A 22,498-nucleotide genomic window follows, 5' to 3' on the forward strand; every position below is an offset into this window, starting at 1 on the left:
AGCCACAGCGGTGGCTATGGGTCCCGGCTTTCGCCGGGACGACGTGGAGGGACCCGCCCTCACTCCACCTTCACATTGGCCGCCTTGATCATCGGCCACCATTTTGCGATCTCCGCCTTCTGCCAGGCGCCGAGTGCGTCCGGCTTGAGCTGGTCCTTTGGCGGCATCTGCAAGCCGAGATTTTCGAGCTGCTTCTTCACGGCAGGATCGTTCATTGCCTGGATCGCCGCGACGTTGAGCTTGTCCACGATCTCCTTCGGCGTGCCCTTCGGCACCCAGAGGCCGGACCACAGCGTCATGTGGAAGCCCGGCAGGCCGGCCTCGTCGACCGTCGGGACCTCAGCCGCGTTCGCGACCCGCTTGGAATCGGTGACCGCATAGGCGCGGATGTTGCCGGCGCGGACCTGGTTGATCGAGTTCGACGTCTGGTCGACGATGATATCGATCTGGCCGGCGACGAGGTCGTTCAGCGCCGGCCCGGTGCCGCGATACGGCACGTATTGCAGCTTGATGCCGGAGACGTTCTCGAAATAGAGCCCGGCGATGTGGCTGCCGCTGCCGGCGCCGGCGGTGCCCGCGGTCGGCGGCGCCGGCCGCGACTTCAGCCACTCCAACAGCTCCTTCAGCGACTTCGCCGGCACGGCATTCTTGCTGACGATGATCATCGGATTGCTCGGCAGCAGCACCACTGGCTCGAGATCATCGACGAGGTCGTAGCCGAGCTTGTAGATTGCGCCGTTCGCGACATGGGTGCCGAGATGGCCGAACGAGATGGTGTAGCCGTCCGGCGCCGCGCGCACCGCGCGACCGACGCCGAGCGAGCCGCCCGCTCCGGTCACGTTCTCGATCAGAACCACCTCGCCGAGCGACTGCTTCATGCGCTCGGCGAGGATGCGCGCCATCGCATCCGACGGACCGCCGGCGGCGAACGGCACGACAATGGTGATCGGGTGCGCGGGCCAGGTTTCCGCCGAAACGGTCCCCGTGAACGTCAACATCGCCAACACGGCCAGAACCAGCTTCCGCATCACGCGCTCCCCTCAATCTTCCCTGTCGTAGCATTTTTGAAGGGCCACCTTTCGACAAGATGGCCCTTCGGACGAGGCGTCAGAACTGCGAGAAGTCGATCGGCTTGTGCCTGTCGAGCGCGCGGGTCACCGGCGGCAGCGGGTATTTCAGGCCGCTGGCGCAATTGAACAGCATCACGCGGTCGGCCTTGGTGACGCGGCCGTCGGCAAGGCTCTGCTTGTAGGCGGCATAGGTCGCAGCTCCCTCGGGGCACAGCAACAATCCCTCCTCGCGCGCGACCTCGTCGAGGGCGGCGGTGATCTTGTCGTCGTCGACCGCAATCGCAAATCCCTTGCTCTCGCGCACCGCGCGCAGGATGAGAAAATCGCCGACCGCCTGCGGCACGCGGATGCCCGAGGCGATGGTGTGAGCGTCCTCCCAGCGCGTCGCATGCTCGGTGCCGGCCTCATAGGCGCGCACCATCGGCGCACAGCCGGAGGCCTGCACCGCGACCATCCGCGGGCGCTTCGAACCGATGAAACCGATCTTCTCGAGCTCGTCGAACGCCTTCCACATGCCGATCAGGCCGGTGCCGCCACCGGTCGGATAGAAGATCACGTCGGGCACGTCCCAGCCGAGCTGCTCGGCGAGCTCGAGGCCCATCGTCTTCTTGCCCTCGATCCGATACGGCTCCTTCAGGGTCGAGGTATCGAACCAGCCGACTTTTGCTTTTCCTTCGCCGACGATCTTGCCGCAGTCGTCGATGTAGCCGTTGACGCGATAGACGGTGGCGCCCTGCAGCTCGATCTCGCTGACATTCACCTCCGGCGTATCCGCCGGACAGAAGATCGTGGTCTTGATGCCGCAGGAGGTCGCATAGGCCGCGAGCGCCGCGCCGGCGTTGCCATTGGTCGGCATCGCCATGTGCTTGATGCCGAGCGCCTTGCCCATCGACACCGCCATGACGAGGCCGCGCGCCTTGAACGAGCCGGTCGGCAACCGGCCCTCGTCCTTGACGATGATCTCGCCGCCGCCGAGCCTTGTGGAAAGCTTCGGCAGCCGGATCAGCGGCGTCGCGACTTCGCCGAGGCTGACGATGTCCTTGCATTGGCGCACCGGCAACAGCTCGCGGTAGCGCCACAGGTCGGCGGGGCGCTCGGCCAGCCCGTCCTTGGTCAGGGCCTTCTTCACCCCGGCGAGATCGTAGCGCACCAAGAGCGGCTTGCCGGCCTTGGAGAGGTTGTGCACCTGATCCGCCGCATAATGATCGCCCTCCATCGCGCATTCGAGATGGGTCACGAAGGTCGGGCGTTCGATGGTGAGGTTGTCGTTGTCTTTCACGAGATGTGCTCTTTCTTTTTCTTTGCGAATTCTTTGGTGCCTGACCCGTCACGCTGAGGTGGCCGCTTCTTCAGCGGCCCTCGAAGGGCGACGAGCCCCGCTGCTCGATCCGGGCCGTGCATCCTTCGAGGCTCGCTGCGCGAGCGCCTCAGGATGACGGAGCAGAGACTAGATATTCAGCACGCGCCCGTAGGCGTCGAGCACGGCTTCCTTCATCATTTCCGACAGGGTCGGATGCGGGAACACGGTGTGCATCAATTCCTCTTCCGTGGTCTCCAGATTCATCGCCACGACATAGCCCTGGATCAGCTCGGTGACCTCGGCGCCGATCATGTGCGCGCCGAGCAGCTGGCCGGTCTTCTTGTCGAACACCACCTTGACGAGGCCCTGGTCCTCGCCGAGCGCGATCGCCTTGCCGTTGCCGACGAACGGGAAGCGGCCGACGCGGATCTCGCGGCCGCCTTCCTTGGCCTTGGCTTCGGTGAGGCCGACGGAGGCGACCTGCGGGTTGCAGTAGGTGCAGCCCGGGATCAGCAACTTGTCCATCGGATGCGGATGCAGGCCCTTGATCGCCTCGATGCAGATCACGCCCTCATGCTCGGCCTTGTGCGCGAGCATCGGCGGTCCGGCGACGTCGCCGATCGCGTAGATGCCGGGGACGTTGGTCTTGCCGAGACCGTCGATCACGATGCAGCCGCGGTCGGTTTTGACGCCGAGCTTCTCCAGCCCGAGATTCTCGATGTTGCCGACCACGCCGACCGCCGAGATTACGCGCTCGAATTCCTTGGTCTGCGGCTGGCCCTTGCCGTCGTCGATGGTCGCGACCACGCTGTCGGCCTTCTTCTCCAGCTTCGTCACCTTGGTCGAGGACATGATCTTGATGCCCATCTTCTCGAACCGCTTGCGCGCCAGCCCCGCGATCTCGGCGTCCTCGACCGGCAGGATCTGCGGCAGCACCTCGACCACGGTGACGTCAGAGCCCATGGTGTGGAAGAACGAGGCGAACTCGATGCCGATCGCGCCGGAGCCGACCACCAGCAGCGACTTCGGCATCCGCTCCGGCACCATCGCCTCGAAATAGGTCCAGATCAGCTTCTTGTCGGGCTCGAGCCCGGGCAGCACGCGCGGCCGCGCGCCGGTCGCCACGATGATGTGCTTGGCCTGATAGACGCCCTCGCCGCTCGCGCCCTTCGGAGCCTCGACCTCCGACTTCTTCACCGTGATCTTGCCGGGCGCGTCGATCGTGGCATCGCCCCAGATCACCGTGACCTTGTTCTTCTTCATCAGGAAGCCGACGCCGTCATTGAGGCGCTTCGAGACCCCGCGCGAGCGCTGCACCACCGCCTTCGGATCGAACGAGACGTTATCGGCGGACAGCCCGTAATCCTTGGCGTGCTGCATGTAGTGATAGATCTCGGCGGAGCGCAGCAGCGCTTTGGTCGGGATGCAGCCCCAGTTCAGGCAGATGCCGCCGAGATAGGACTTCTCCACGATCGCGGTCTTGAAGCCGAGCTGCGCGGCCCGGATCGCGGTCACGTAGCCGCCGGGGCCGGAGCCGATGATGATGACGTCAAAGGATGTATCGGCCATGGCGGCTCCCGTTCAACTCAATTTGTGACGCCGCGCGCGCGGCTCCTTGCGATCAACGACCTGACCAGCCATTCGAGCCCGATCACCACGGCCATGATGGCCAGGGCCGTCAGCACGATCGGCTGGGCGATGTTCCGCGCCAGCTGTTCGCCGGCGAAGAACGCGGAGTGCAGAAAATCCAGTCCGACCGGATTGAGCACCAGTGCGGCCGACAGCAATAGCGAGATCCAGGGCCAGCGCGTGCGAGCCGTGCCGGCCATTTATCCGTACTCCTGCCATACCGCACCGAGGAACACGGTCCACGCCAGCGCCAGCACAGCGGCGCCGATCATCATGATCCTGAACTGGATCGTCGATATCAGGTCGCGGTTGACAGCGAAGAGCAACGCGACGGCAACGGCGGCGAGCAGGACGTACGGACCGTAGATCGCGTACATGGCGGATGCCCGTCACACCATCATCATCACGGGATTCTCGATCAGCTGCTTGAAGGCGCCGATCAGCTCGGCGCCGAGCGCACCATCGATCGCGCGGTGATCACACGACAGGGTCACGCTCATGATGTGCGCGATCTCGATCTTGCCGCCACGCACCACCGGACGTTCCTCCGAAGTGCCGACCGCAAGGATCGAGGCATGCGGCGGGTTGATCACGGCGGTGAAGTGGTTGATGCCGTACATGCCGAGGTTCGACACCGCGGTGGTGCCGCCCTGATATTCTTCCGGCTTCAGCTTGCGGGCGCGGGCGCGCGCGGCAAAATCCTTCATCTCGTTGGAGATGGTCGAGAGCGTCTTGGTCTCGGCCTTGCGGATGATCGGCGTGATCAGGCCGCCCGGCATCGCCACCGCGACGCCGACGTCGGAATGCTTGTGCTTGAGCATGCCGCCCTCGGTCCAGCTGACGTTGCAGTTCGGGATCTTCTGCAGCGCGACCGCCATCGCCTTGATGACGAAGTCGTTGACCGAGATCTTGTAGAGCGGCTTCTTCTCCTTGTCCTTCGGCGCGGCGGCGTTGATCTCCTCGCGCGCGGCGAGCAGCTTGCCGATGTCGCAGTCGATCGTGAGATAGAAGTGCGGGACGTTCTGCACCGAGGCGGTGAGACGCTGCGCGATGGTGCGGCGCATGCCGTCATGCGGCACGACTTCGTACGAGCCCGGCTCGAACAGCGCCAGGATCTGCTTGTCGGACATCGACGGCGCGATGCTGGGACCTGTGGCAGCGGGCGCAGCCGCCGGCGCCTTCAGCCCCTTGCCGGATTTGGCGTCGTCGACGTCGCGCGCGATGACGCGGCCGTGCGGACCGGTGCCGGTGATGCGGCCGAGATCGATGCCGGCTTCCTTCGCGAGACGCCGTGCCAACGGCGAGGAGAACACGCGAGCGTGGCCATTGGCCTGCGCGGCCGGTGCAGCAGCCTGCGGCGCAGCGGCGGGCGCTGCGGCCGGCTGCGGCGCCCGCACAGCCGCCGGTGCGGCAGCCGCGGCAGGCGCAGCCTGGGCGGCGGGCTTCGGGGCCTCGGCGGGCTTGGCGGCTGGTGCAGCGCCCGCTCCGGCGCTGGCCGCCGCCTTCACGTCCTCGCCGTCACCCGCCATCACGGCGATGACGTCGTTGACCGGCACATCCTGTGTGCCCTCGGGCACCAGGATCCTGGCGATCGTGCCTTCGTCGACCGCCTCGACTTCCATCGTCGCCTTGTCGGTCTCGATCTCGGCGATTACGTCGCCGGACTTGACCTTGTCGCCCTCTTTCTTGAGCCACTTGGCGAGGTTGCCCTTTTCCATCGTCGGCGACAGCGCGGGCATGAGAATATTGATCGGCATTGTCAGTGACCTTGTTGCGACCGCGGTTTGGTTTGGCCCATGTCGGTCGGCCGGGCGATTTCGGCTTCGAACATCTCGACGATGCGCGCGAGCGCCTCGTCTTCGGTGTATTCGCTCTCGCGTGAATAGGCGCGTGCAGCGTGGCGGGCGACGTCGACGAGCATCAGCCCCCACATGTCCGGTTCCTCGAAGGCGCGCTGGAACGCGATCGACAGGCCGCCGTCGACGACAAAGGCGCGCAGCACCTCGACGGCGTCGTCGCGGCCCATCACGTCGGGCGGCAGCGGCTGCTCCTTGGGACCGGCCATCGGCGTTACCGGTAGGACACGGCCTTGGCGGCCGCGACCACCTCGGCGACGGACGGCAGAGCGAGCTTTTCGAGGTTCGCGGCATAGGGCATCGGCACGTCCTTGCCGGAGACGCGCGCGACCGGCGCATCGAGGTAGTCGAAGGCATGCTCCATGATGCGCGAAGCGACCTCGGAGCCGACGCCGCTCTGCTGCCAGCCCTCCTCCACCGTGACCGCACGGCCGGTCTTCTTCACCGAGTTGATGATCGTCTCGGTGTCCATCGGACGGATGGTGCGGAGATCGATCACCTCGGCCTCGATGCCTTCCTTGGCGAGTTCATCGGCCGCCTTCAGCGCATAGGACATGCCCATCGCCCACGAGACGATGGTGACGTCCTTGCCGGCGCGCGCAATCCGCGCCTTGCCGATCGGCACCACGAAATCGGGCAGCTTCGGCACCTCGCCGGTGTGGCCGTACAGCATCTCGTTCTCGAGGAAGACCACCGGATTGGGATCGCGGATCGCGGCCTTGAGCAGGCCCTTGTAGTCGGCGGCCGAGTACGGCGCGACCACCTTGAGGCCCGGGATCTGCGAGTACCAGGCGGCGTAGTCCTGGCTGTGCTGGGCGGCGACGCGCGCGGCGGCGCCGTTCGGGCCGCGGAACACGATCGAGCATCCCATCTGGCCGCCGGACATATACAGCGTCTTGGCGGCGGAGTTGATGATCTGGTCGATCGCCTGCATCGCGAAATTCCAGGTCATGAACTCGACGATCGGCTTCAGCCCGGCCATCGCGGCGCCGACGCCGACGCCGGCAAAGCCGTGCTCGGTGATCGGCGTGTCGATCACGCGGCGGGCGCCGAATTCCTGCAACAAGCCCTGCGTCACCTTGTAGGCGCCTTGATACTCGGCAACCTCCTCACCCATGATGAAGACGTCGCCGTCGCGCCGCATCTCCTCGGCCATGGCATCGCGCAGCGCTTCGCGAATGGTCTGGGTGACCATCTCGGTACCCGCCGGAATTTCCGGGTCGGGCAATGCTTCGCTGACCGGCGCGGCCGGCGCCTTCGCCGCGGGCTGCGGCGCTTCCGCCTTTGCATCCCCCTTGGCTTCTGCAGCGGGAGCCTCCGCGGCCTTCGGCTGCGGCGCCGGTGCGGCAGGTGCCTTGGCGAGATCGGCGGCGCTTTCGCCGTCGGCCAGGATGGTGGCGATCGGCGTGTTCACCGCAACGTCGGCGGTGCCTTCCGGAATCAGGATCTTGCCGAGCGTACCCTCGTCCGTCGCCTCGACCTCCATCGTCGCCTTGTCGGTCTCGATCTCGGCGATGACGTCACCGGACTTGATGGTCTCGCCTTCCTTTTTCAGCCATTTGGCGAGGTTGCCCTTCTCCATGGTGGGCGACAGCGCAGGCATCAGCACTTGAATGGGCATATCAGCTCCCGAAATCGGTCTTGAGATTCTTCTGCGCGGGTGGGGTCAGCGGTAGATGTCGGTGTAGAGCTCGGACGGATCGGGCTCCGGATCGTGCTGCGCGAAGTCAGCGGCTGCGTTGACGATCTCGCGCACCTCGGCGTCGATCGCCTTCAAGTCCTGCTCGCTCACGCCCACCGCCAGCAAGCGGTTGCGCACCTGCTCGATCGGGTCCTGGTCGTGGCGAACCTTCTCGACCTCCTCGCGGGTGCGATACTTCGCCGGATCGGACATCGAGTGGCCGCGGTAACGGTAGGTCTGCATCTCGAGAATGATCGGACCGTTGCCGCCGCGGCACCATGCCGTGGCCTCATCGGCGGCGGCCTTCACGGCGCGCACATCCATGCCGTCGACCTGCCTGCCGGGAATGTTGAAGGAGACGCCGCGCTTGGAGAAGTCCTGCTGTGCCGAGGCGCGCGACACCGCGGTGCCCATCGCATAGCGATTGTTCTCGATGACGTAGATCACCGGCAGCTTCCACAGCTCCGCCATGTTGAAGCTTTCGTAGACCTGGCCCTGGTTGGCCGCGCCGTCGCCGAAATAGGTCACGCTGACGTTATCGTTGCCGCGATAGCGGTTGGCGAACGCAAGGCCGGTGCCGAGCGACACCTGCGCGCCCACGATTCCGTGACCGCCATAAAAATGCTTCTCCTTGCTGAACATGTGCATGGAGCCGCCCTTGCCGCGGGAATAGCCGCCGCGGCGACCGGTCAATTCCGCCATCACGCCCTTGGCTTCCATGTCGCAAGCCAGCATGTGGCCGTGGTCGCGGTAGCCGGTTATGACCTCGTCGCCCGGCTTCAGCGCCATCTGCATGCCGACCACGACCGCTTCCTGGCCGATATAGAGATGGCAGAAGCCGCCGATCGCACCCATGCCGTAGAGCTGACCGGCCTTCTCCTCGAAGCGCCGGATCAGAAGCATGTCGCGCAGAGCCTTCAGCTCCTGCTCCCTGGAGAATTCGGGCGGAGAGCCGGCCTTCTCCTGCCCTGATTCCTTTGCGACGGTTTTCTTGGGTGTGGCCATGGCAATTCCGGGTGAGAGAAGTCGAAGAACCCTCTCTAACCCAACTCAAATCGCCTTGGAAGGATTGCATTCGCCGGATGGAATTTTGCTATGCCGCACTGCAACGCGGCGCGACATTTTTGTGATGTTGATCGATCAATTTTGAAATTTGAAGAACGGGCGCGAGTTATTTTCGGACAAGCGCTGTCCAAAAATCACTGCCGGTGTCAGTTCGCCTTGTTGATCCGAACCAGATCGCGCGGATTGGCGTAGTCGAGCTGGAAGCGCGCACGCTCGTCCAGCATGTCGGGATCGACCCGGTCCGACCGCAGCAGCGACACCCGCTGCTCGCCCTCCGCCCGTTCCTTCTTCAAGCGCGCCAGCTCCGAGGTCAGCGCGATGATTTCCTGGTCGAGCTCCTGCCGCGCGTTCAGGCCGTATTTGCCGGTATAGGCGTTGACGCCGAAATAGCCGACCATCAGCGCCGCCAGCGTGTAGAGGGCGAGCCCGGTCAGAATCGATTTGAGGCGTGTGCGGGAAACCATGGCCGCGAAGATGCGGCCATGGGGTTAATGGAAGCTAAATTTTGGTCAGCCGTTCTGCTTTTCGACGAAGGCGGCGAAGGCGGCGAGGTACTGCTGCAACACCGTCTTGAGCGCTTCCTTGATCAGTTCGCCGTTGTCGTCGAAGGCATCGCCGACGCCGTTGAGATAGGTTTCCGGCTGACCGAGGATCGGGCCGGAAATGCCCGGCAGGATGTTCTGCAGGTGCTTCGCCGCGCTGACGCCGCCGAGCGGACCCGGCGAGTTGGAGATGATGCCGACCGGCTTGCCGATGAACGAGCTCTTGCCGTAGGGCCGCGAGGCGACGTCGATCGCGTTCTTCAACACGCCCGGAACCGAACGGTTGTATTCGGGGGTCACGAACAGCACGCCGTTCGACTTCTGCAGCTTCTCGCGAAAGGCCAGCCAGTCCGCCGGCGGCGCCGCCTCGAGGTCCTGGTTGAAGAAGGAAATGCCTTCGAGGGTCGTCACATCGAGCTTAAGCGAGGCCGGCGCGAGCTTGGCCAGCGCATTGGCGATCTTGAGCGAGAAGCTCTGCTTGCGGATGCTGCCGACGATGGTGACGATGTTATAGGCCATTACAAAATTCCCCTCGGGTTGCGCGTAAGACTGGTCCACTTCACCTACCGGCACGCCAAGAAAGATGCAAGTGCATGGATCGTCCAATTCCGGAAACGCAGCGTTTATGAAACCGCTCCGCCGGGGCGTTCAACTCGCGTCCGCCCTCTGAAGTTTCAGGCGTTTGGCGAGGTCGCCGCTGAAAAGGTGCTGCTGGGTCAGGTCGCGGGATACAGCACGGCCATCGCCGGTGTCGGTCTATTTCGGCGCTGGGACATCGGCCGGCTTCTCCGCGGGCACGAGCTTGCCGCCAGATGAAGACTTTGCAGCCGCCGGTCTGGCGCCGTTTGTGGGCGCCTGTTTTTGCGCGGCCGGCGGCTCAGGCGCGGTGGGCCCGCTCTGTCCAATCGATACCGAGATTCCGAACAACCGCCACTGCCCGTTCACCGGTGCGAACGCCAGGTCGAAATTGACCTGGTTCGGCACTGAGGGAAAGAAGCCTGCCATATGCATCAGTCCGTTAGCCTCGATCTGCGGCAACAGATTGAGCTGCGGATCGATCACGGCGACACCGGAAAGATCGAGATTGTCGTTGCGCAGCTTGGCGAAGATCTCCCCGAGGCGGGCAGCCGAGTTGATTTGAAAGCCCGGCGCGCCGATATCGCGCAGCACCGTGTAGTTGCCCGTCTTGTTGGCGTGATCGAGTGCGAGCAGCGAGGAGCGGACCAGCATGAGCACGCCGTTGCGATCGATCTGGGCCGGCTTTGGCGCCGGCGGAGGCGCTTCCGCATGACAGGCGGCAGCCGTCGCCAGCAACACACCCGCAGCTACCAGAGCCAGCAGCCAGCTTGCTTTCCGATCACCACGCAACGGTCACTCCGGCCCGTCCGCCGACGCCGCCCTGCGCGAAACCGGCCGCGACGCCACCATTGAGCACGACATACTGGCTGAGCCGCATCTGTGCTCCGAGGCTCATGGCATTCTGTCCGCGGAACGTGCCCCAATTGGTCGAGATCGCAAACCTCTTGTCCGACGGCAGCGCCGCGCCGCCCATGGCGATCGCGATCGCCGTGCCCTCAAATGCCTGTCGCATCTGCGTCTGCAACGTCGAGACGTTGGACTGCAGGGTGGAAATATCCTGCCCGCTGAATCCGGCGGACGCCAGATTCCCGGCGGCATCCGTCGTCACGACCTGGGTCGGTCCGGATTGCGCGGCGAGGCTCGCGGCCGATGTTATGCCCGACAGGCGATAGGTGCTGGACGCGGTGCCCACCGCGATCTGGTTGGCGGCCGTCGTCGCTGCACCGGCGCCGATCGCGGTCGAATTGGCGAAGGTCGCCGTGGCATTGCTGCCGAACGCGGCCGAATTCGTTCCCGTCGCCACAGCGCCGTCACCGAACGCCGCGCCGCCATTGGAAGCCGAAGCGCCGGCGCCGACCGCGATCGAACCCGTCGCGACCGCGCCATTGCCGATCGCGATCGCATTGCTGCCGGTGGCAGCGGCATTGTATCCGACCGCGACCGCACCGGACGCGGTCGCCTTTGAATTGGCGCCGACCGCGGTCGCGCCGGTGGCGCTCGCGATGCTCGCCTGTCCGATCGCGGTCGTCGCCACCCCGGTGGCGTTGCTGCCCCGGCCGAACGCGCTGGCGGTCGTGCCGTTGGCGATGCTGTCCGCGCCGACAGCCGTTGCGGAATCGCCGGTCGCGGTGGCGGACCGTCCGATCGCGCTTGCGCTATCGCCGGTCGCGGTGCTGCCCGCGCCGGTCGCAGTGGCCCGATCTCCATTGGCGCTGCTGCCGGCGCCGGTCGCGGTTGCACCGAACCCGTTGGCGAAGCTGCCTTGGCCTGTCGCGGTTGCGAAGGTGCCGATCGCGTTGCTGCTTGCGCCGGTCGCGGTCGCTTCCGCGCCGTTCGCATTGCTGCCCGCGCCCGCTGCCGTTGCGAGGTTACCGATCGCGTTGCTACCCGCGCCGGTCGCGGTCGCACCGAATCCATTGGCGATGCTGCCTTGGCCTGTTGCGGTTGCATTAGTGCCCGTTGCGGAGCTCAACATACCGGTCGCCGTCGCGTTGGTGCCGTTCGCGAAGCTGCTCGCGCCCGTCGCCGTCGCGGCGGCTCCGGCGGCGGTGCTAAAAGTGCCGGAGGCGCTTGCATTGGCGCCGGTGGCCAGGCTGTCGTTACCGGTCGCGGTCGCCTGCGTGCCGTTCGCGAAGCTGCCCGAGCCGATCGCCGTCGCGGCGGCTCCGGTGGCGGTGCTAAAAGTGCCGAAGGCGCTTGCAGCGACGCCGGTGGCCAAGCTTTCGTGGCCGATCGCGGTCGCATCGGCGCCGGTCGCCGCACTGCCTGAGCCGTAGGCCGTCGCAGATATGCCGGTTGTGCTCGCGCCGGAGCCGACCGCCGTCGCAAACCCTGACGGTGCATTGACGACACCGCCACCCGCCGCGTAGTCCGCCGAGCGCGCCGCCGATGGGTAGAGCATCGCGCTGGCGCCGAGCAGGCAGACGACTCCGCGGGCAAGCGTGTCGCTTGTCAGCAAGCCGGCCTTGCGAGACCGGCTGCCGACCGGCGGGATGATGGTTTTGTGACGCCGATGACGGTCCATGCGAGCCCCCAGAAACGGACGGCGCGAGTCTGCCGATTGAACTGCCGCTGCGGCACCTTCGCCAAGCCGCACGGTGATCGCATCTGACGTTCGTCGGAGGTCCGGGAGGAAAGACTGCGTTGCAACCTGAATGTCGCCAGGTGAGGCTTTGCAGCAACAACGCGCGCGATGCCCCAAAATCGAGCTTGCGGCACGAATGCCATCCGGGTCAGATTTGGAAACAGGCAGGGGCTGATCGATGCTTGGCGGCACACTTTCCGGCGAAGACGGGGTGCTCGATCTCGTCGCCGCCATCTACGATGCCGCACTCGACGCCGCGCGCTGGCCTGATGTCCTCAACCGGATCGGTGATGCCGTCGGGGGGCCGGAGGTGATCTTCGGCGTGTACGATCCGGCGACCGGGCTCTCGAACCTGCTCGCACCGCGCATCGATCCCGTGCTGGTCAACCGCCTGCTGGACTGGGCGCCGCGCAATCCGCTGCTGCCGCTCGGCATCGGTCAGGCGCCGGGCAAGGTTTTCACCGTCGGCAGCTTTATCACACGGGACCAATTCACGGACACGGATTTTTATCAGGAGTGGTGGCTTCCGGCCGGTTACGACACCGAGCCGCTGACCACCAACCTGCTCGTCGACGATGGCGCGACGGGAATCTTCACGAGTCACGGATCGCTGCGCCGGCCGCCATTTGGCGCCGATCAGAAGCGCCTGTTCGCCGCGCTGGCGCAACATCTGGTCCGTGCCGTCGCGTTGCAGCGCCGCCTGTTTCGGCTGACCTTCGCCAGCGAGAGCGCGCTCGAGGGCTTTGACAGATTGCAGCAGGGCTTTTTGCTCGTCGATGCGGAGGCAAGGCCCCTGTTCACCAACCGCATCGCGGATGCGCTTCTCGACGCCGACGATGGGCTACGGCTCGAGGCCGGTGGTCTGTCGGCATCCGACGCGGACGACGGGCGGATGCTGCGGAAACTGGTGTTGTCCTGCGCGGCACCCGCCGCCATCGGTGCCGGCGGCGAACTCGCGCTGCGGCGGCACACCGGCCGGCCGCCGCTTAACGTTCTGGTGACACCGGTGCCGCTGGAGACAGCAATGGCCGCGCTGCCCTGGACCGTTTCGCGGTGCCCTGTCGCGATCGTGCTGGTGACCGATCCCGAGACCGACATGCAGGCACGCCTCAGCAGCCTGCAACGACGTTTCGGCCTGACGCCAGCGGAAGCCGCGTTCGCGCTGGAAATCGTCAAGGGCGACGGCCGTCAGGCCGCCGCTGATAGGCTCGGCATCACCGTCGGAACGGCACGAACGCATTTGTCGAACATCTTCGACAAGACCGGGTCGAAGCGACAGGCCGAGCTGGTGCGCTTGCTCTTGCAGAAGTGAACCAGGCCATTCCTCGATCGCCCGACGCGGCGGGCCGCCGCCGCGCGCATGGCAGCCGAAACATTGTCCCACCCGGCGGGACGCACCGGGCGGGCGCCAGCCGCATCAATGCAAGGGGATGGCTCGTCGAATTCCGGAAACGCGCCGCCCGGGGCCAATTGTCGACACGTTCTTCCAAACATAATGTGGCTGCATTTCACGGACCATCCCGCCGACCGAAGAGCAGGCAATGGCAGATCGCAAGACCCGGGTTGCAATCCTGTTCGGCGGCCGATCGGCCGAGCATGACGTTTCGCGGGCGTCGGCCGCAAACGTGCTTCGCTCGCTCGACCCGGATCGCTATGACGCCACGGCGATCGGCATCACCCGCGATGGCCGCTGGATCGTCACTGACGCGGGAAACGGCGCCGGCACCGGGAGCGGCGCGCTGACCATTCCGGACCAGGGACCGCAACTCGCTCTGCTGCCGGGCGGACAGGGCCGCGTCGTGGTGCTTCAGGGAGCGGCGGCGGGACCAGCGCAATTGCCGGCGTTCGACGTTGTCTTCCCGGTCCTGCATGGCCCGAACGGCGAGGATGGCACGGTGCAGGGCGCGCTGGAATTGTCCGATGTCGCCTATGTCGGCTCGCGCGTGATGGGCTCGGCGGCCGGCATGGACAAGGACATAGCCAAGCGGCTGATGCGCGAGGCAGGATTGCCGATCGTCCCCTTTGTCGCGATATCGGCCGTGGCCCCCATCAGCTATGACGACGCGGTCAGCGCCCTCGGGTCGCAGGAGGTCTTCGTCAAGCCCGCCAACATGGGATCATCGGTCGGCGTGTCGAGGGCGCGCACCGCGGAGGAGTTCGAGGCCGGCTGCAGACTGGCGTTCCGCTTCGATAGCAAGATCCTGGTCGAGCGCGGTGTCGCGCCGATCCGGGAGGTCGAATGCTCCGTGCTCGAGGATGCCGAGGGCCGCGTCCGCGCCTCCCAGCTCGGCGAGATCGTTCCGTCCGACAAGCACGGCTTCTATTCCTACGACGCCAAGTATCTCGATGCGGACGGCGCGCTGCTGCAGGTGCCGGCCAACGTGCCGGCTGCCGTCGCCGAGACCATCAGGGAGCTCGCCATCAAGACATTCCGCGTGCTCGGCTGCGAGGGCATGGCGCGGATCGACTTCTTCCTGCACGGCGAGCAGGCCTTCGTGAACGAGGCGAACACCCTGCCCGGCTTCACCAACATCAGCATGTATCCGCGGCTGTGGGAGGCCAGCGGCCTGCCGCAATCCGAGCTGATGGATGTCCTGATCGGCCACGCCCTGGAGCGTCACAAACGCTCCAGGAAGCTGGCCTTCGAGCGCGAGTAAACGCGGTTCGTTACGCGCCCTTGTTCGGATTGATCAGGAATTTCTCGCCAGTGGCGCGCTTGCCGTAGACCGCGATGTTGTCGAGCTGCAGGGTCTCCTGCAGCGACACCACCTTGGTGTAGTGGCTGGCGAAGGTCGTCTTCAGCTCGGCGACCACGCGCTGGCGCAGCTTGTTGCCGGCCTCCGGGCCGATCTTCATCAGGAACGGGAACAGCAGCCAGCCGCCGATGCCCCAGGCCATGCCGAAACCGCGCGGCAACTCGATGTCGCGGGTATCGAGGCCGCCATAGACATAGACCTGCTTGTGCACGTTCGAGCCGTAGCGGCTGTAGACCTTGGCGGTCTTGTTGATCGCGGTCTCCATCGCGACCAGGATCTGGCCAGCGAGCTTGCCGCCGCCGATCGCATCGAAAGCGATGGTCGCGCCGGTCTCGACCAGCGCGCCGGTGAGTTTGTCCATGAAATCGGGCGCGCTGGAATCGACGACATGCTTGGCGCCGATCTTGTGCAGGATGTCCGCCTGCTCCTTGTTGCGCACGATGTTGACGAGGCCGATGCCGTCCTTGAGGCAGATCTTGTTGAGCATCTGGCCGAGGTTCGACGCCGCCGCCGTGTGCACCAGCGCCTTGTGTCCCTCGCGCCGCATCGTCTCGGTCATGCCGAGCGCGGTCAGCGGATTGACGAAGCAGGATGCACCTTCCGCCGGCGTGATGCCGTCGGGCAGCGGCAGGCATTCGTTGACGCGCAGCGTGCGGTATTGCGCATACATTGCACCGCCGATCATCGCGACCGTGCGACCCATCAGCGCTTTCGCCGCGTCCGATGAGCCGGTCCTGATCACGACGCCGGCGCCTTCATTGCCGACCGGCATCGACTCGTCGAGCCGCGCGGCAAGGCCAGGCAACGCCGCTTCCGGCACGCGCGCGGTCACCACCGGCAGTTCCTTGCTGCCGGTGACCTTTGCCGCCGCCATGTTGGCCGGGCCGATCAGGAGCCCGAGGTCGGACGGGTTGATCGGGCTCGCCTCGACCCGGACCACGACCTCGTCCGGACCGGGCTCGGGGGTCGGAACATTGACCAGCGACAATTCCAGTTCGCCATCCTTCTTGAGCAGCGAACGCAGCTGCAGACCGCTCTTGCCGTCACTCATCCCGACCTCCCTTTTTTGCGTCTTGTTCAGTCCCGATCAGTTGGGGCGCTAGGCCAGCGCCTTCAAGGCCGCCCTGCCCGCGTATTTCGCCTGGGTGCCGAGCTGCTGCTCGATGCGCAGCAGCTGGTTGTACTTGGCGGTGCGGTCGGAGCGCGCCAGCGAGCCGGTCTTGATCTGCCCGCAATTGGTGGCGACCGCGAGGTCGGCAATCGTGGAATCCTCGGTCTCGCCGGAGCGATGCGACATCACGGCGGTGTAGCCGGCCTTGTAGGCCATCTCGATCGCCGCGAGCGTCTCGGTCAGCGTGCCGATCTGGTTGACCTTGACCAGGATCGAATTGCCGCGGCCGTTCTTGATGCCGTCGGCAAGCCGCGTCACGTTGGTGACGAACAAATCGTCGCCGACCAGCTGGCACTTGTTGCCGATCGCGTCCGTCAGCTCCTTCCAGCCGTCCATGTCGTCTTCCGACATGCCGTCCTCGATCGTGACGATCGGATAGCGGCTGACGAGATCGGCAAGATACTTCACCTGCTCCGAACGCGAGCGGGTCTTGTTCTCGCCGCCATAGACGTAGGCGCCTTCCTTGAAGAATTCGGTGGAAGCGCAGTCGAGGCCGAGCACGACGTCGTCGCCCGCCTTGTAGCCGGCCTTGCCGATCGCGTTCATGACGAACTCGAGCGCGGCGTCGGCCGACGGCAGGTTCGGCGCAAAACCGCCCTCGTCGCCGACATTGGTGTTGTGGCCGGCCTTCTTCAATTCGCCACGCAGCGTGTGGAAGATTTCCGAGCCGCAACGCAGCGCTTCGGCAAATGACGTGGCGCCGACCGGCAGGATCATGAATTCCTGGAAGTCGATCGGGTTGTCGGCATGCACGCCGCCATTGATGATGTTCATCATCGGCACCGGCAGCGTCCGCGCCGAGGTGCCGCCGACATAACGATAAAGCGGCATGTCGAAGGATTCGGCAGCGGCCTTGGCGCAGGCCAGCGAGACGCCGAGGATGGCGTTGGCGCCAAGCCGGCTCTTGTTCGGCGTGCCATCGAGCTCGATCATGATCTGGTCGATTGCGACCTGCTCCTCGACGGCCTGGTCGCTGAGCGCCTCGAAGATCTCGCCATTGACGGCCGCAACCGCCTTTTCCACGCCCTTGCCGAGATAGCGCGACTTGTCGCCATCGCGCAGTTCCACCGCCTCATGGGCGCCGGTGGACGCGCCCGACGGCACCGCCGCGCGGCCGATCGACCCATCCTCCAGCACCACATCGACCTCGACCGTGGGGTTGCCGCGGCTATCCAGGATTTCGCGGCCGATGATGTCGACGATGTCAGTCATGAGTACCTCTTGTGGCAGTGAGGGGGTCGGATGGCGGTGCTTCTAGCGCAATGCATCGAGGGGGAAAAGGCCGGGTGACGGACGCCCGATCATAGGGAGTCCTTGTTTGAGCATGATCTTTCGGAAAACCGGTTTCCACTTTTCCGGATCATGCTCTATGAGACCCCCACGGAGACCCCGAATGGCGAAGAAATCCAGCAAATCAACGACCTCCCCCGGCCTGCAACTCGGCCGTGCGGTGGAATGGCCCGACGCGCCGGAAAAGGCGCGGCTCGACCGCGTCACCAATCCGCAGGCTGGTACCGATTATCTGGTACGCTTCACCGTGCCGGAATTCACCTCGATCTGCCCGGTGACGGGCCAACCGGACTTCGCACATCTGGTGATCGACTATGTGCCGGGCCGCTGGCTCCTGGAATCCAAATCACTGAAGCTGTTCGCCGCAAGCTTCCGCAATCACGGCGCATTCCATGAGGATTGCACGGTCATGATCGGCCGGCGGATATCAGATGAGATCAAGCCGAAATGGCTGCGCATCGGCGGCTACTGGTATCCGCGCGGCGGCATCCCGATCGACGTGTTCTTCCAGACCGGCCGGCTGCCGAAGGGCCTCTGGGTTCCTGATCAGGGCGTCGCAACTTATCGCGGGCGGGGTTAGGTCGGGCCCCCTTCAGTTCGCCACGTCCGCTGATCCTCGGAAGCCGGCGCAGAAGCCGACATGCCTATCGGCCCTGGGCCAGGAACTGACATGGCGCCCCCTTCGATGTATGATATGTTCGAGCATGGCTGCTCCGATGTGGTCGAAGCGACCATGATCGAAGACGATCGGCACGCTCGTTGTCGGCGGCGCGTAAGCTGGCCGGTCATGAGCTATCATTTGAAGAAGTCAGGCTTAGTCAGCAGACGCGGGCATTATCGTGAGTGGAGTAGTTCAGCACGCGAATAGTTTACTCGTATTGATGGAGGCAGATTTGGGTAGAATGTTTGTGGATTGCCGAGAATACCCAAGTGAGATGAACTGCACGATCGCGATTTCAGCTGATACTCAAAAGGAGCTTCTGGAAGCAGCGGTACAACACGCTGTCGCGGTGCATGGCCATCAAGATAGTCCAGAATTGCGCCATGAATTGGCGAAGATGATAAAGACCCAGTAGGCAGGTCAATCGGCCTGTGACCGCCACGAAGCGGACGTGAGTGCATGCGCTTTTAACTTGCGCGCCCCGCGTAAGCGCGCTTCCTCTACTGGAGCGTCTCAGTACTTTGGGAGAAGACGGTGACCGCTTTCAATGCTGTGCGTTTTCGAGTGAAGCCGGGGCGCGATCAAGAGTTCCTGGACGCTCACAAGACAATTGGAGCAACTTGGCCGGGTCTATTGCACGCCAGCATCATCAAGACCGGTGATCGCTCCTACTGCATTATCGCCGAGTGGCAGAATATGGACGCGTGCATCGAGGCGCGGCCAGCCATGATTTCCACTCTCAATTCTTTTCGCGACACGCTCGAAGATCTCGGCAACGGTCTCGGCGTGACCGATCCGGTTGCGGGCCCGGTCGTCTCATCTTTGAAATAACGGTTGCACGACCATCGCGGCGGCGGAGACCAGCGCTGCGGTCCTGCCGTGCTGATTTTCACAGCAACACTTTCGTGATACGCGCGGAACACGCGCGAAAGCGCTTGAGCTATCGGGACGATTCGCAATCGCGAAAAGGTTCCGCCATCGTTGCAAAAATTCGCGCGGCCAATCGTCACATACACGTCGTCCACCACGCGTTTCCTCCGGTTTCCAAACATTGCAAACCCATGGAGGATCGACATGGTTACGATCAGCGGGATGAAGACGTTCGCGTCGGGGACATCGATTGGCGCGACGGCTCCGGATTCCATCACGACTGCAAACGGAACGATCTTCGTCGAATACGGCAATGGCGCGGATTCGACCGGTGCCGGCGGCTCGAGCACGATCGTGCAATACGACAACAGCGGCAAAGTCGAGCACACCTACACGATCGCCGGGTCGGTCGACGGGCTGAAATACAACCCTTACACCGGGCAGATCTGGGCGCTGCAGAACCAGGATGGAAACTCCACGCTGACGCTGATCGATCCCGTCACGCACAAGGTGACCGGTCCGCTGAGTTTTGCCAATCCCTCCGCGACCAGCGGCTACGATGACGTCGTGTTCGACGGCAACAGGGTCTTCCTGAGCTACACCAATCCGAACGGCGCCGGCGATCCGACGCTGGTGGAATTGCTGAACGGCGACCATCCGAGCGGCACACTGCTGACGACGACGATCCTGAGCGACGGCGCCACCGGCCTCGACACGGTGACCGGCAAGACCGAGCTCGTTCCGCAGTCCGATCCGGATTCGCTGAAGCTCGCCGCCAATGGCGATCTGATCTTCTCCAGCGCAGCCGACGGCTCGATCATCGATATCCAGCACCCCGGAACGGCCAGCCAGGCGATTTCGTTCACGCCGATCGCCGGAATCCCGGCAGCCTCCGTCGGCAATGCCGGCCTTGACGACGTGATCAAGCCGACTGCGACGGCGGGCACGTTCTACATGACCGATACGAAATCGGGGAACGTCTACTCATTCCACGCCAGCGGCCTCAACACCAACGACTACTACGCCGCGGTTGCCAGTCTCGGCGGCTTTGGCCAGGTCGATCCGACCACCGGCGCCTTCACGCCGATCGTCACCGGGCCAAATTTTTCCGCCGCGCACGGCCTGCTCTTCATTCCCGACAAGAATGCGCCGCAGGTGGCGCATGTCGATGCGATCCATACCTTCGCCAGCGCTCCAAACGGGGTGACCGGGCTCGACTCGATCACGATCGCCGGCAAGTACGTGTTCGTGGAGTACGGTAACGGCGTCGACTCGACTGGAGCGGTGCCCGGCGACAGCACAATCATCCAGTATGATCACGCCGGTCATTTCGTGCACGCCTATTCGATCGAGGGATCGGTCGACGGACTGAAGTACAATCCCGAAACCGGAATGGTGTGGGCGCTGCAGAACCAGGACGGCCGTTCCTCGCTGTCGCTGATCGATCCCAACACCCAGACAGTGACGGCTCACTTCAACTACGCCAATCCATCTACCTCGCGCGGCTATGACGACGTGGTGTTCAAGGGCAACGAGGTGTTCCTGAGCTACACCAACCCGACCGGCAACGGCGATCCGACCATCGTCAAATTGCTGAACGGCACCAGCCCGAAGCCCGGCGACCTCCTCGCCACCGCTCCCGTGCTGCTCGACGGCGCGATCGGCTACGACACCGTCACCGGCAAGATGGAGCTGGTGCCGCAGACCGATCCGGATTCGCTGAAGCTCGCCGCCAATGGCGACCTGATCTTCTCCAGCAACGCCGACGGCGCGATCATCGACATCCAGAATCCCGGCACCTCCAAACAGGCGATTGCCTTCACCCCGATCCAGGGAATTCCCGCGGGCTCGATCGGCAACGCCGGCCTCGACGACGTCATCAAGCCGAACGCGACGTCGGGTACGTTCTACATCTCTGACGCAAAGGACGGCCACGTCCTGTCGGTGCATGTCAGCGACCTCGATCCCAACGCTTACTATGCATCGGTCGGTGCGCTCGGTGCCTTCGGTCAAGTCGACGAGAACACCGGTGCGTTCACCGCACTGGTCTCGCAGGATAATGCACCGGGCTTCAGCTTCGGCTCGCCCCATGGCGTGGTGTTCGTCCCCGACAAGAACGCGGCGCCGTTTCCGCACATCGACACCGTCAAGACCTTCCAGGCTCCCTCCGACGGATCGACCCAACCGGATTCCGTCACCACCGCGCACGGCTCAACCTTCGTCGAGTACGGCAATGGCGCGGATTCGACCGGCGCCGGCGGCTCGAGCACGATCGTCCAGTATGACAAGCACGGCGACATCGAGTTCAGCTACTCGCTGTCAGGATCCGTCGATGGCCTGAAATACAACCCGGTGACGGGCGATATCTGGGCGTTGCAAAACCAGGATGGCAATCCCACCCTGACGCTGATCAACCCGGAGACGCATGCGGTCTCGGCACCGCTCAGCTATGCCGATTCGTCGGCCAGCCGTGGCTATGACGACGTCGTGTTCAAGGGCGACAAGGTGTTCCTGAGCTTCACCAATCCGGTCAATCCGGGCGATGCGACCGTGGTCCAGCTGCTCAACGGCGATCATCCGACCGGCACGCTGACCACCAAGCCGATCCTCGAATTCGGCGCGACCGGGCTGGACACCGTCACCGGCAAGATGGAGGTCGTGCCGCAAAACGATCCCGACTCGCTGAAGCTTGCCCCAAATGGCGACCTGCTGTTGTCGAGCGGCGACGACGGCACCATCATCGACATCAAGGCCCCCGGAACCGCCCACCAATCGGTGTCGTTCACGCCGATAGCCGGCGTCGGCGCCAAGGCCGGCCTCGACGACGTCATCGCGCCGGGCGCCAAATCCGGCACCTTCACCCTGACCGATACGGCGACCGACAAGGTCTTTTCGTTCCACGCAACAGGGCTGAACCCCGACGATTTCTATGCCTCGGTTGGAAGCCTGAAGGCGTTCGGTCAGGTCGACCCGCACACCGGCACCTTCACGCCGTTGCTGTCCGCCGACAACGCGCCGGGATTCAATTTCAGTTCGCCGCATGGCGTCAGCTTCACGCCCGATCCTTCGCCGGCTCCGGTTGCGGCCGACCATGGCGGCCCATGGGTCAGCACCGCCGGCGATGGCTTCGCATTTGCCGGCGGCGGCCACACCGGCGATGCGGTCAACAACGCCCCGCATGGCCTCTTCGGAGGTCCCTCAACCGCGGACACGCTTGCTCAGCTTGCGTCCGATGCCTCCCAATCGGCGCATGGCGGCCCTGAGGTGGACCATGACGTTTCGGCGATCTTTGCCGCGATGGGCATGCACACCTTCCATCTGATCTAGCGGTCGCAAACCCATGATGGGCTGCGAGGGGATGCGACCTTCCTCTCGCAGCTCCGCTCACTCTGAGCGGCTCGCGAGCGTCCGCCGGGCGCGTCTGCCGTGGCGAAGCGAGATAGT

21 protein-coding genes are annotated in these 22,498 nt (G+C 64.6%); 6 read left to right on the plus strand and 15 right to left on the minus strand.

Annotation, left to right across the window (positions count from 1 at the left end; genetic code table 11):
- Positions 1–59 precede the first annotated feature (59 nt).
- The 13 genes from ACOIX3_RS21150 to ACOIX3_RS21210 form a co-directional block, all read right to left on the minus strand.
- Positions 60–1,028 (minus strand): tripartite tricarboxylate transporter substrate binding protein BugD, encoded by a 969-nt coding sequence (locus ACOIX3_RS21150; RefSeq protein ID WP_420964131.1) that lies wholly within the window; start codon positions 1,026–1,028, stop codon positions 60–62.
- 79 nt (positions 1,029–1,107) lie between these two features.
- The gene (locus ACOIX3_RS21155) at positions 1,108–2,349 is read right to left on the minus strand and encodes a threonine synthase (RefSeq protein WP_420964132.1); all 1,242 of its coding nucleotides are present in this window, start codon (positions 2,347–2,349) and stop codon (positions 1,108–1,110) included.
- Between the two features lie 168 nt (positions 2,350–2,517).
- Entirely contained in the window at positions 2,518–3,939 is a 1,422-nt protein-coding gene (gene lpdA / locus ACOIX3_RS21160; protein ID WP_342728931.1) for a dihydrolipoyl dehydrogenase, read from the minus strand.
- A 17-nt stretch (positions 3,940–3,956) separates the two neighbouring features.
- Complete coding sequence (locus ACOIX3_RS21165; protein ID WP_420964133.1) at positions 3,957–4,199, minus strand: hypothetical protein; 243 nt, start codon at positions 4,197–4,199, stop codon at positions 3,957–3,959.
- On the minus strand, positions 4,200–4,376 hold the full coding sequence (locus ACOIX3_RS21170) for a hypothetical protein (RefSeq protein ID WP_420964134.1): 177 nt from the start codon (positions 4,374–4,376) through the stop codon (positions 4,200–4,202).
- 12 nt (positions 4,377–4,388) lie between these two features.
- Entirely contained in the window at positions 4,389–5,756 is a 1,368-nt protein-coding gene (locus ACOIX3_RS21175; RefSeq protein WP_420964135.1) for a pyruvate dehydrogenase complex dihydrolipoamide acetyltransferase, read from the minus strand.
- A gap of 2 nt (positions 5,757–5,758) precedes the next feature.
- Positions 5,759–6,064, minus strand: coding sequence for a DUF5076 domain-containing protein (locus ACOIX3_RS21180; RefSeq protein ID WP_420964136.1), 306 nt, complete (start codon positions 6,062–6,064; stop codon positions 5,759–5,761).
- A gap of 5 nt (positions 6,065–6,069) precedes the next feature.
- A complete protein-coding gene (locus ACOIX3_RS21185) occupies positions 6,070–7,476 on the minus strand; it encodes a pyruvate dehydrogenase complex E1 component subunit beta (protein WP_420964137.1) in 1,407 nt (468 codons plus the stop codon).
- Positions 7,477–7,521: 45 nt separating this feature from the next.
- Entirely contained in the window at positions 7,522–8,541 is a 1,020-nt protein-coding gene (pdhA, locus tag ACOIX3_RS21190) for a pyruvate dehydrogenase (acetyl-transferring) E1 component subunit alpha (RefSeq protein WP_420964138.1), read from the minus strand.
- A 206-nt stretch (positions 8,542–8,747) separates the two neighbouring features.
- Positions 8,748–9,065, minus strand: coding sequence for an FtsB family cell division protein (locus ACOIX3_RS21195; RefSeq protein WP_092114550.1), 318 nt, complete (start codon positions 9,063–9,065; stop codon positions 8,748–8,750).
- A gap of 45 nt (positions 9,066–9,110) precedes the next feature.
- A complete protein-coding gene (locus tag ACOIX3_RS21200) occupies positions 9,111–9,662 on the minus strand; it encodes an NADPH-dependent FMN reductase (protein ID WP_420964139.1) in 552 nt (183 codons plus the stop codon).
- A gap of 237 nt (positions 9,663–9,899) precedes the next feature.
- Complete coding sequence (locus ACOIX3_RS21205; RefSeq protein ID WP_420964140.1) at positions 9,900–10,511, minus strand: hypothetical protein; 612 nt, start codon at positions 10,509–10,511, stop codon at positions 9,900–9,902.
- A complete protein-coding gene (locus ACOIX3_RS21210; protein ID WP_420964141.1) occupies positions 10,501–12,246 on the minus strand; it encodes a YadA-like family protein in 1,746 nt (581 codons plus the stop codon). The genes ACOIX3_RS21205 and ACOIX3_RS21210 overlap by 11 nt, the downstream gene beginning before the upstream one ends.
- A gap of 238 nt (positions 12,247–12,484) precedes the next feature.
- Between ACOIX3_RS21210 and ACOIX3_RS21215 the strand changes: the two genes are divergently transcribed.
- Positions 12,485–13,618, plus strand: a complete 1,134-nt coding sequence (locus ACOIX3_RS21215; protein WP_420964142.1) for a helix-turn-helix transcriptional regulator — start codon at positions 12,485–12,487, stop codon at positions 13,616–13,618.
- Positions 13,619–13,847: 229 nt separating this feature from the next.
- Positions 13,848–14,963: a D-alanine--D-alanine ligase family protein gene (locus ACOIX3_RS21220; RefSeq protein WP_420964143.1), complete on the plus strand. Its 1,116-nt coding sequence runs from the start codon at positions 13,848–13,850 to the stop codon at positions 14,961–14,963.
- A 10-nt stretch (positions 14,964–14,973) separates the two neighbouring features.
- Here the strand turns inward: ACOIX3_RS21220 and ACOIX3_RS21225 are convergent, their stop codons facing one another.
- Both ACOIX3_RS21225 and eno read right to left on the minus strand, forming a co-directional pair.
- Positions 14,974–16,113, minus strand: coding sequence for a zinc-binding dehydrogenase (locus tag ACOIX3_RS21225; RefSeq protein ID WP_420964144.1), 1,140 nt, complete (start codon positions 16,111–16,113; stop codon positions 14,974–14,976).
- A 48-nt stretch (positions 16,114–16,161) separates the two neighbouring features.
- Complete coding sequence (gene eno / locus ACOIX3_RS21230) at positions 16,162–17,445, minus strand: phosphopyruvate hydratase (RefSeq protein ID WP_342728920.1); 1,284 nt, start codon at positions 17,443–17,445, stop codon at positions 16,162–16,164.
- 181 nt (positions 17,446–17,626) lie between these two features.
- On the opposite strand from eno, the gene queF reads away from it, so the two are divergent.
- From queF to ACOIX3_RS21250, 4 genes are all read left to right on the plus strand, one after another.
- Complete coding sequence (gene queF, locus ACOIX3_RS21235; protein ID WP_420964145.1) at positions 17,627–18,103, plus strand: preQ(1) synthase; 477 nt, start codon at positions 17,627–17,629, stop codon at positions 18,101–18,103.
- A 313-nt stretch (positions 18,104–18,416) separates the two neighbouring features.
- Positions 18,417–18,599, plus strand: a complete 183-nt coding sequence (locus ACOIX3_RS21240) for a DUF1059 domain-containing protein (RefSeq protein WP_212314728.1) — start codon at positions 18,417–18,419, stop codon at positions 18,597–18,599.
- 119 nt (positions 18,600–18,718) lie between these two features.
- Positions 18,719–19,015 carry an antibiotic biosynthesis monooxygenase gene (locus ACOIX3_RS21245; RefSeq protein WP_420964146.1) on the plus strand — a complete coding sequence of 99 codons (297 nt, stop codon included), beginning with the start codon at positions 18,719–18,721 and terminating at the stop codon, positions 19,013–19,015.
- Positions 19,016–19,258: 243 nt separating this feature from the next.
- A complete protein-coding gene (locus ACOIX3_RS21250) occupies positions 19,259–22,381 on the plus strand; it encodes a hypothetical protein (protein ID WP_420964147.1) in 3,123 nt (1,040 codons plus the stop codon).
- Positions 22,382–22,498: the final 117 nt, after the last annotated feature.

Origin of the sequence: Bradyrhizobium sp. B120 (assembly GCF_049075665.1) — a bacterium.
Taxonomy (GTDB): Bacteria; Pseudomonadota; Alphaproteobacteria; order Rhizobiales; family Xanthobacteraceae; genus Bradyrhizobium.

Bases quoted from the DNA above. Each gene is read 5' to 3' on its own strand.
- ACOIX3_RS21180 (WP_420964136.1), bottom strand. From the start codon at position 6,064: ATGGCCGGTCCCAAGGAGCAGCCGCTGCCGCCCGACGTGATGGGCCGC.
- ACOIX3_RS21210 (WP_420964141.1), bottom strand. From the start codon at position 12,246: ATGGACCGTCATCGGCGTCACAAAACCATCATCCCGCCGGTCGGCAGC.
- queF (WP_420964145.1), top strand. From the start codon at position 17,627: ATGGCGAAGAAATCCAGCAAATCAACGACCTCCCCCGGCCTGCAACTC.
- ACOIX3_RS21215 (WP_420964142.1), top strand. From the start codon at position 12,485: ATGCTTGGCGGCACACTTTCCGGCGAAGACGGGGTGCTCGATCTCGTC.
- ACOIX3_RS21165 (WP_420964133.1), bottom strand. From the start codon at position 4,199: ATGGCCGGCACGGCTCGCACGCGCTGGCCCTGGATCTCGCTATTGCTG.
- ACOIX3_RS21200 (WP_420964139.1), bottom strand. From the start codon at position 9,662: ATGGCCTATAACATCGTCACCATCGTCGGCAGCATCCGCAAGCAGAGC.
- lpdA (WP_342728931.1), bottom strand. From the start codon at position 3,939: ATGGCCGATACATCCTTTGACGTCATCATCATCGGCTCCGGCCCCGGC.
- ACOIX3_RS21185 (WP_420964137.1), bottom strand. From the start codon at position 7,476: ATGCCCATTCAAGTGCTGATGCCTGCGCTGTCGCCCACCATGGAGAAG.
- ACOIX3_RS21195 (WP_092114550.1), bottom strand. From the start codon at position 9,065: ATGGTTTCCCGCACACGCCTCAAATCGATTCTGACCGGGCTCGCCCTC.
- ACOIX3_RS21150 (WP_420964131.1), bottom strand. From the start codon at position 1,028: ATGCGGAAGCTGGTTCTGGCCGTGTTGGCGATGTTGACGTTCACGGGG.
- ACOIX3_RS21250 (WP_420964147.1), top strand. From the start codon at position 19,259: ATGGTTACGATCAGCGGGATGAAGACGTTCGCGTCGGGGACATCGATT.
- ACOIX3_RS21170 (WP_420964134.1), bottom strand. From the start codon at position 4,376: ATGTACGCGATCTACGGTCCGTACGTCCTGCTCGCCGCCGTTGCCGTC.
- ACOIX3_RS21225 (WP_420964144.1), bottom strand. From the start codon at position 16,113: ATGAGTGACGGCAAGAGCGGTCTGCAGCTGCGTTCGCTGCTCAAGAAG.
- ACOIX3_RS21220 (WP_420964143.1), top strand. From the start codon at position 13,848: ATGGCAGATCGCAAGACCCGGGTTGCAATCCTGTTCGGCGGCCGATCG.
- pdhA (WP_420964138.1), bottom strand. From the start codon at position 8,541: ATGGCCACACCCAAGAAAACCGTCGCAAAGGAATCAGGGCAGGAGAAG.
- eno (WP_342728920.1), bottom strand. From the start codon at position 17,445: ATGACTGACATCGTCGACATCATCGGCCGCGAAATCCTGGATAGCCGC.
- ACOIX3_RS21175 (WP_420964135.1), bottom strand. From the start codon at position 5,756: ATGCCGATCAATATTCTCATGCCCGCGCTGTCGCCGACGATGGAAAAG.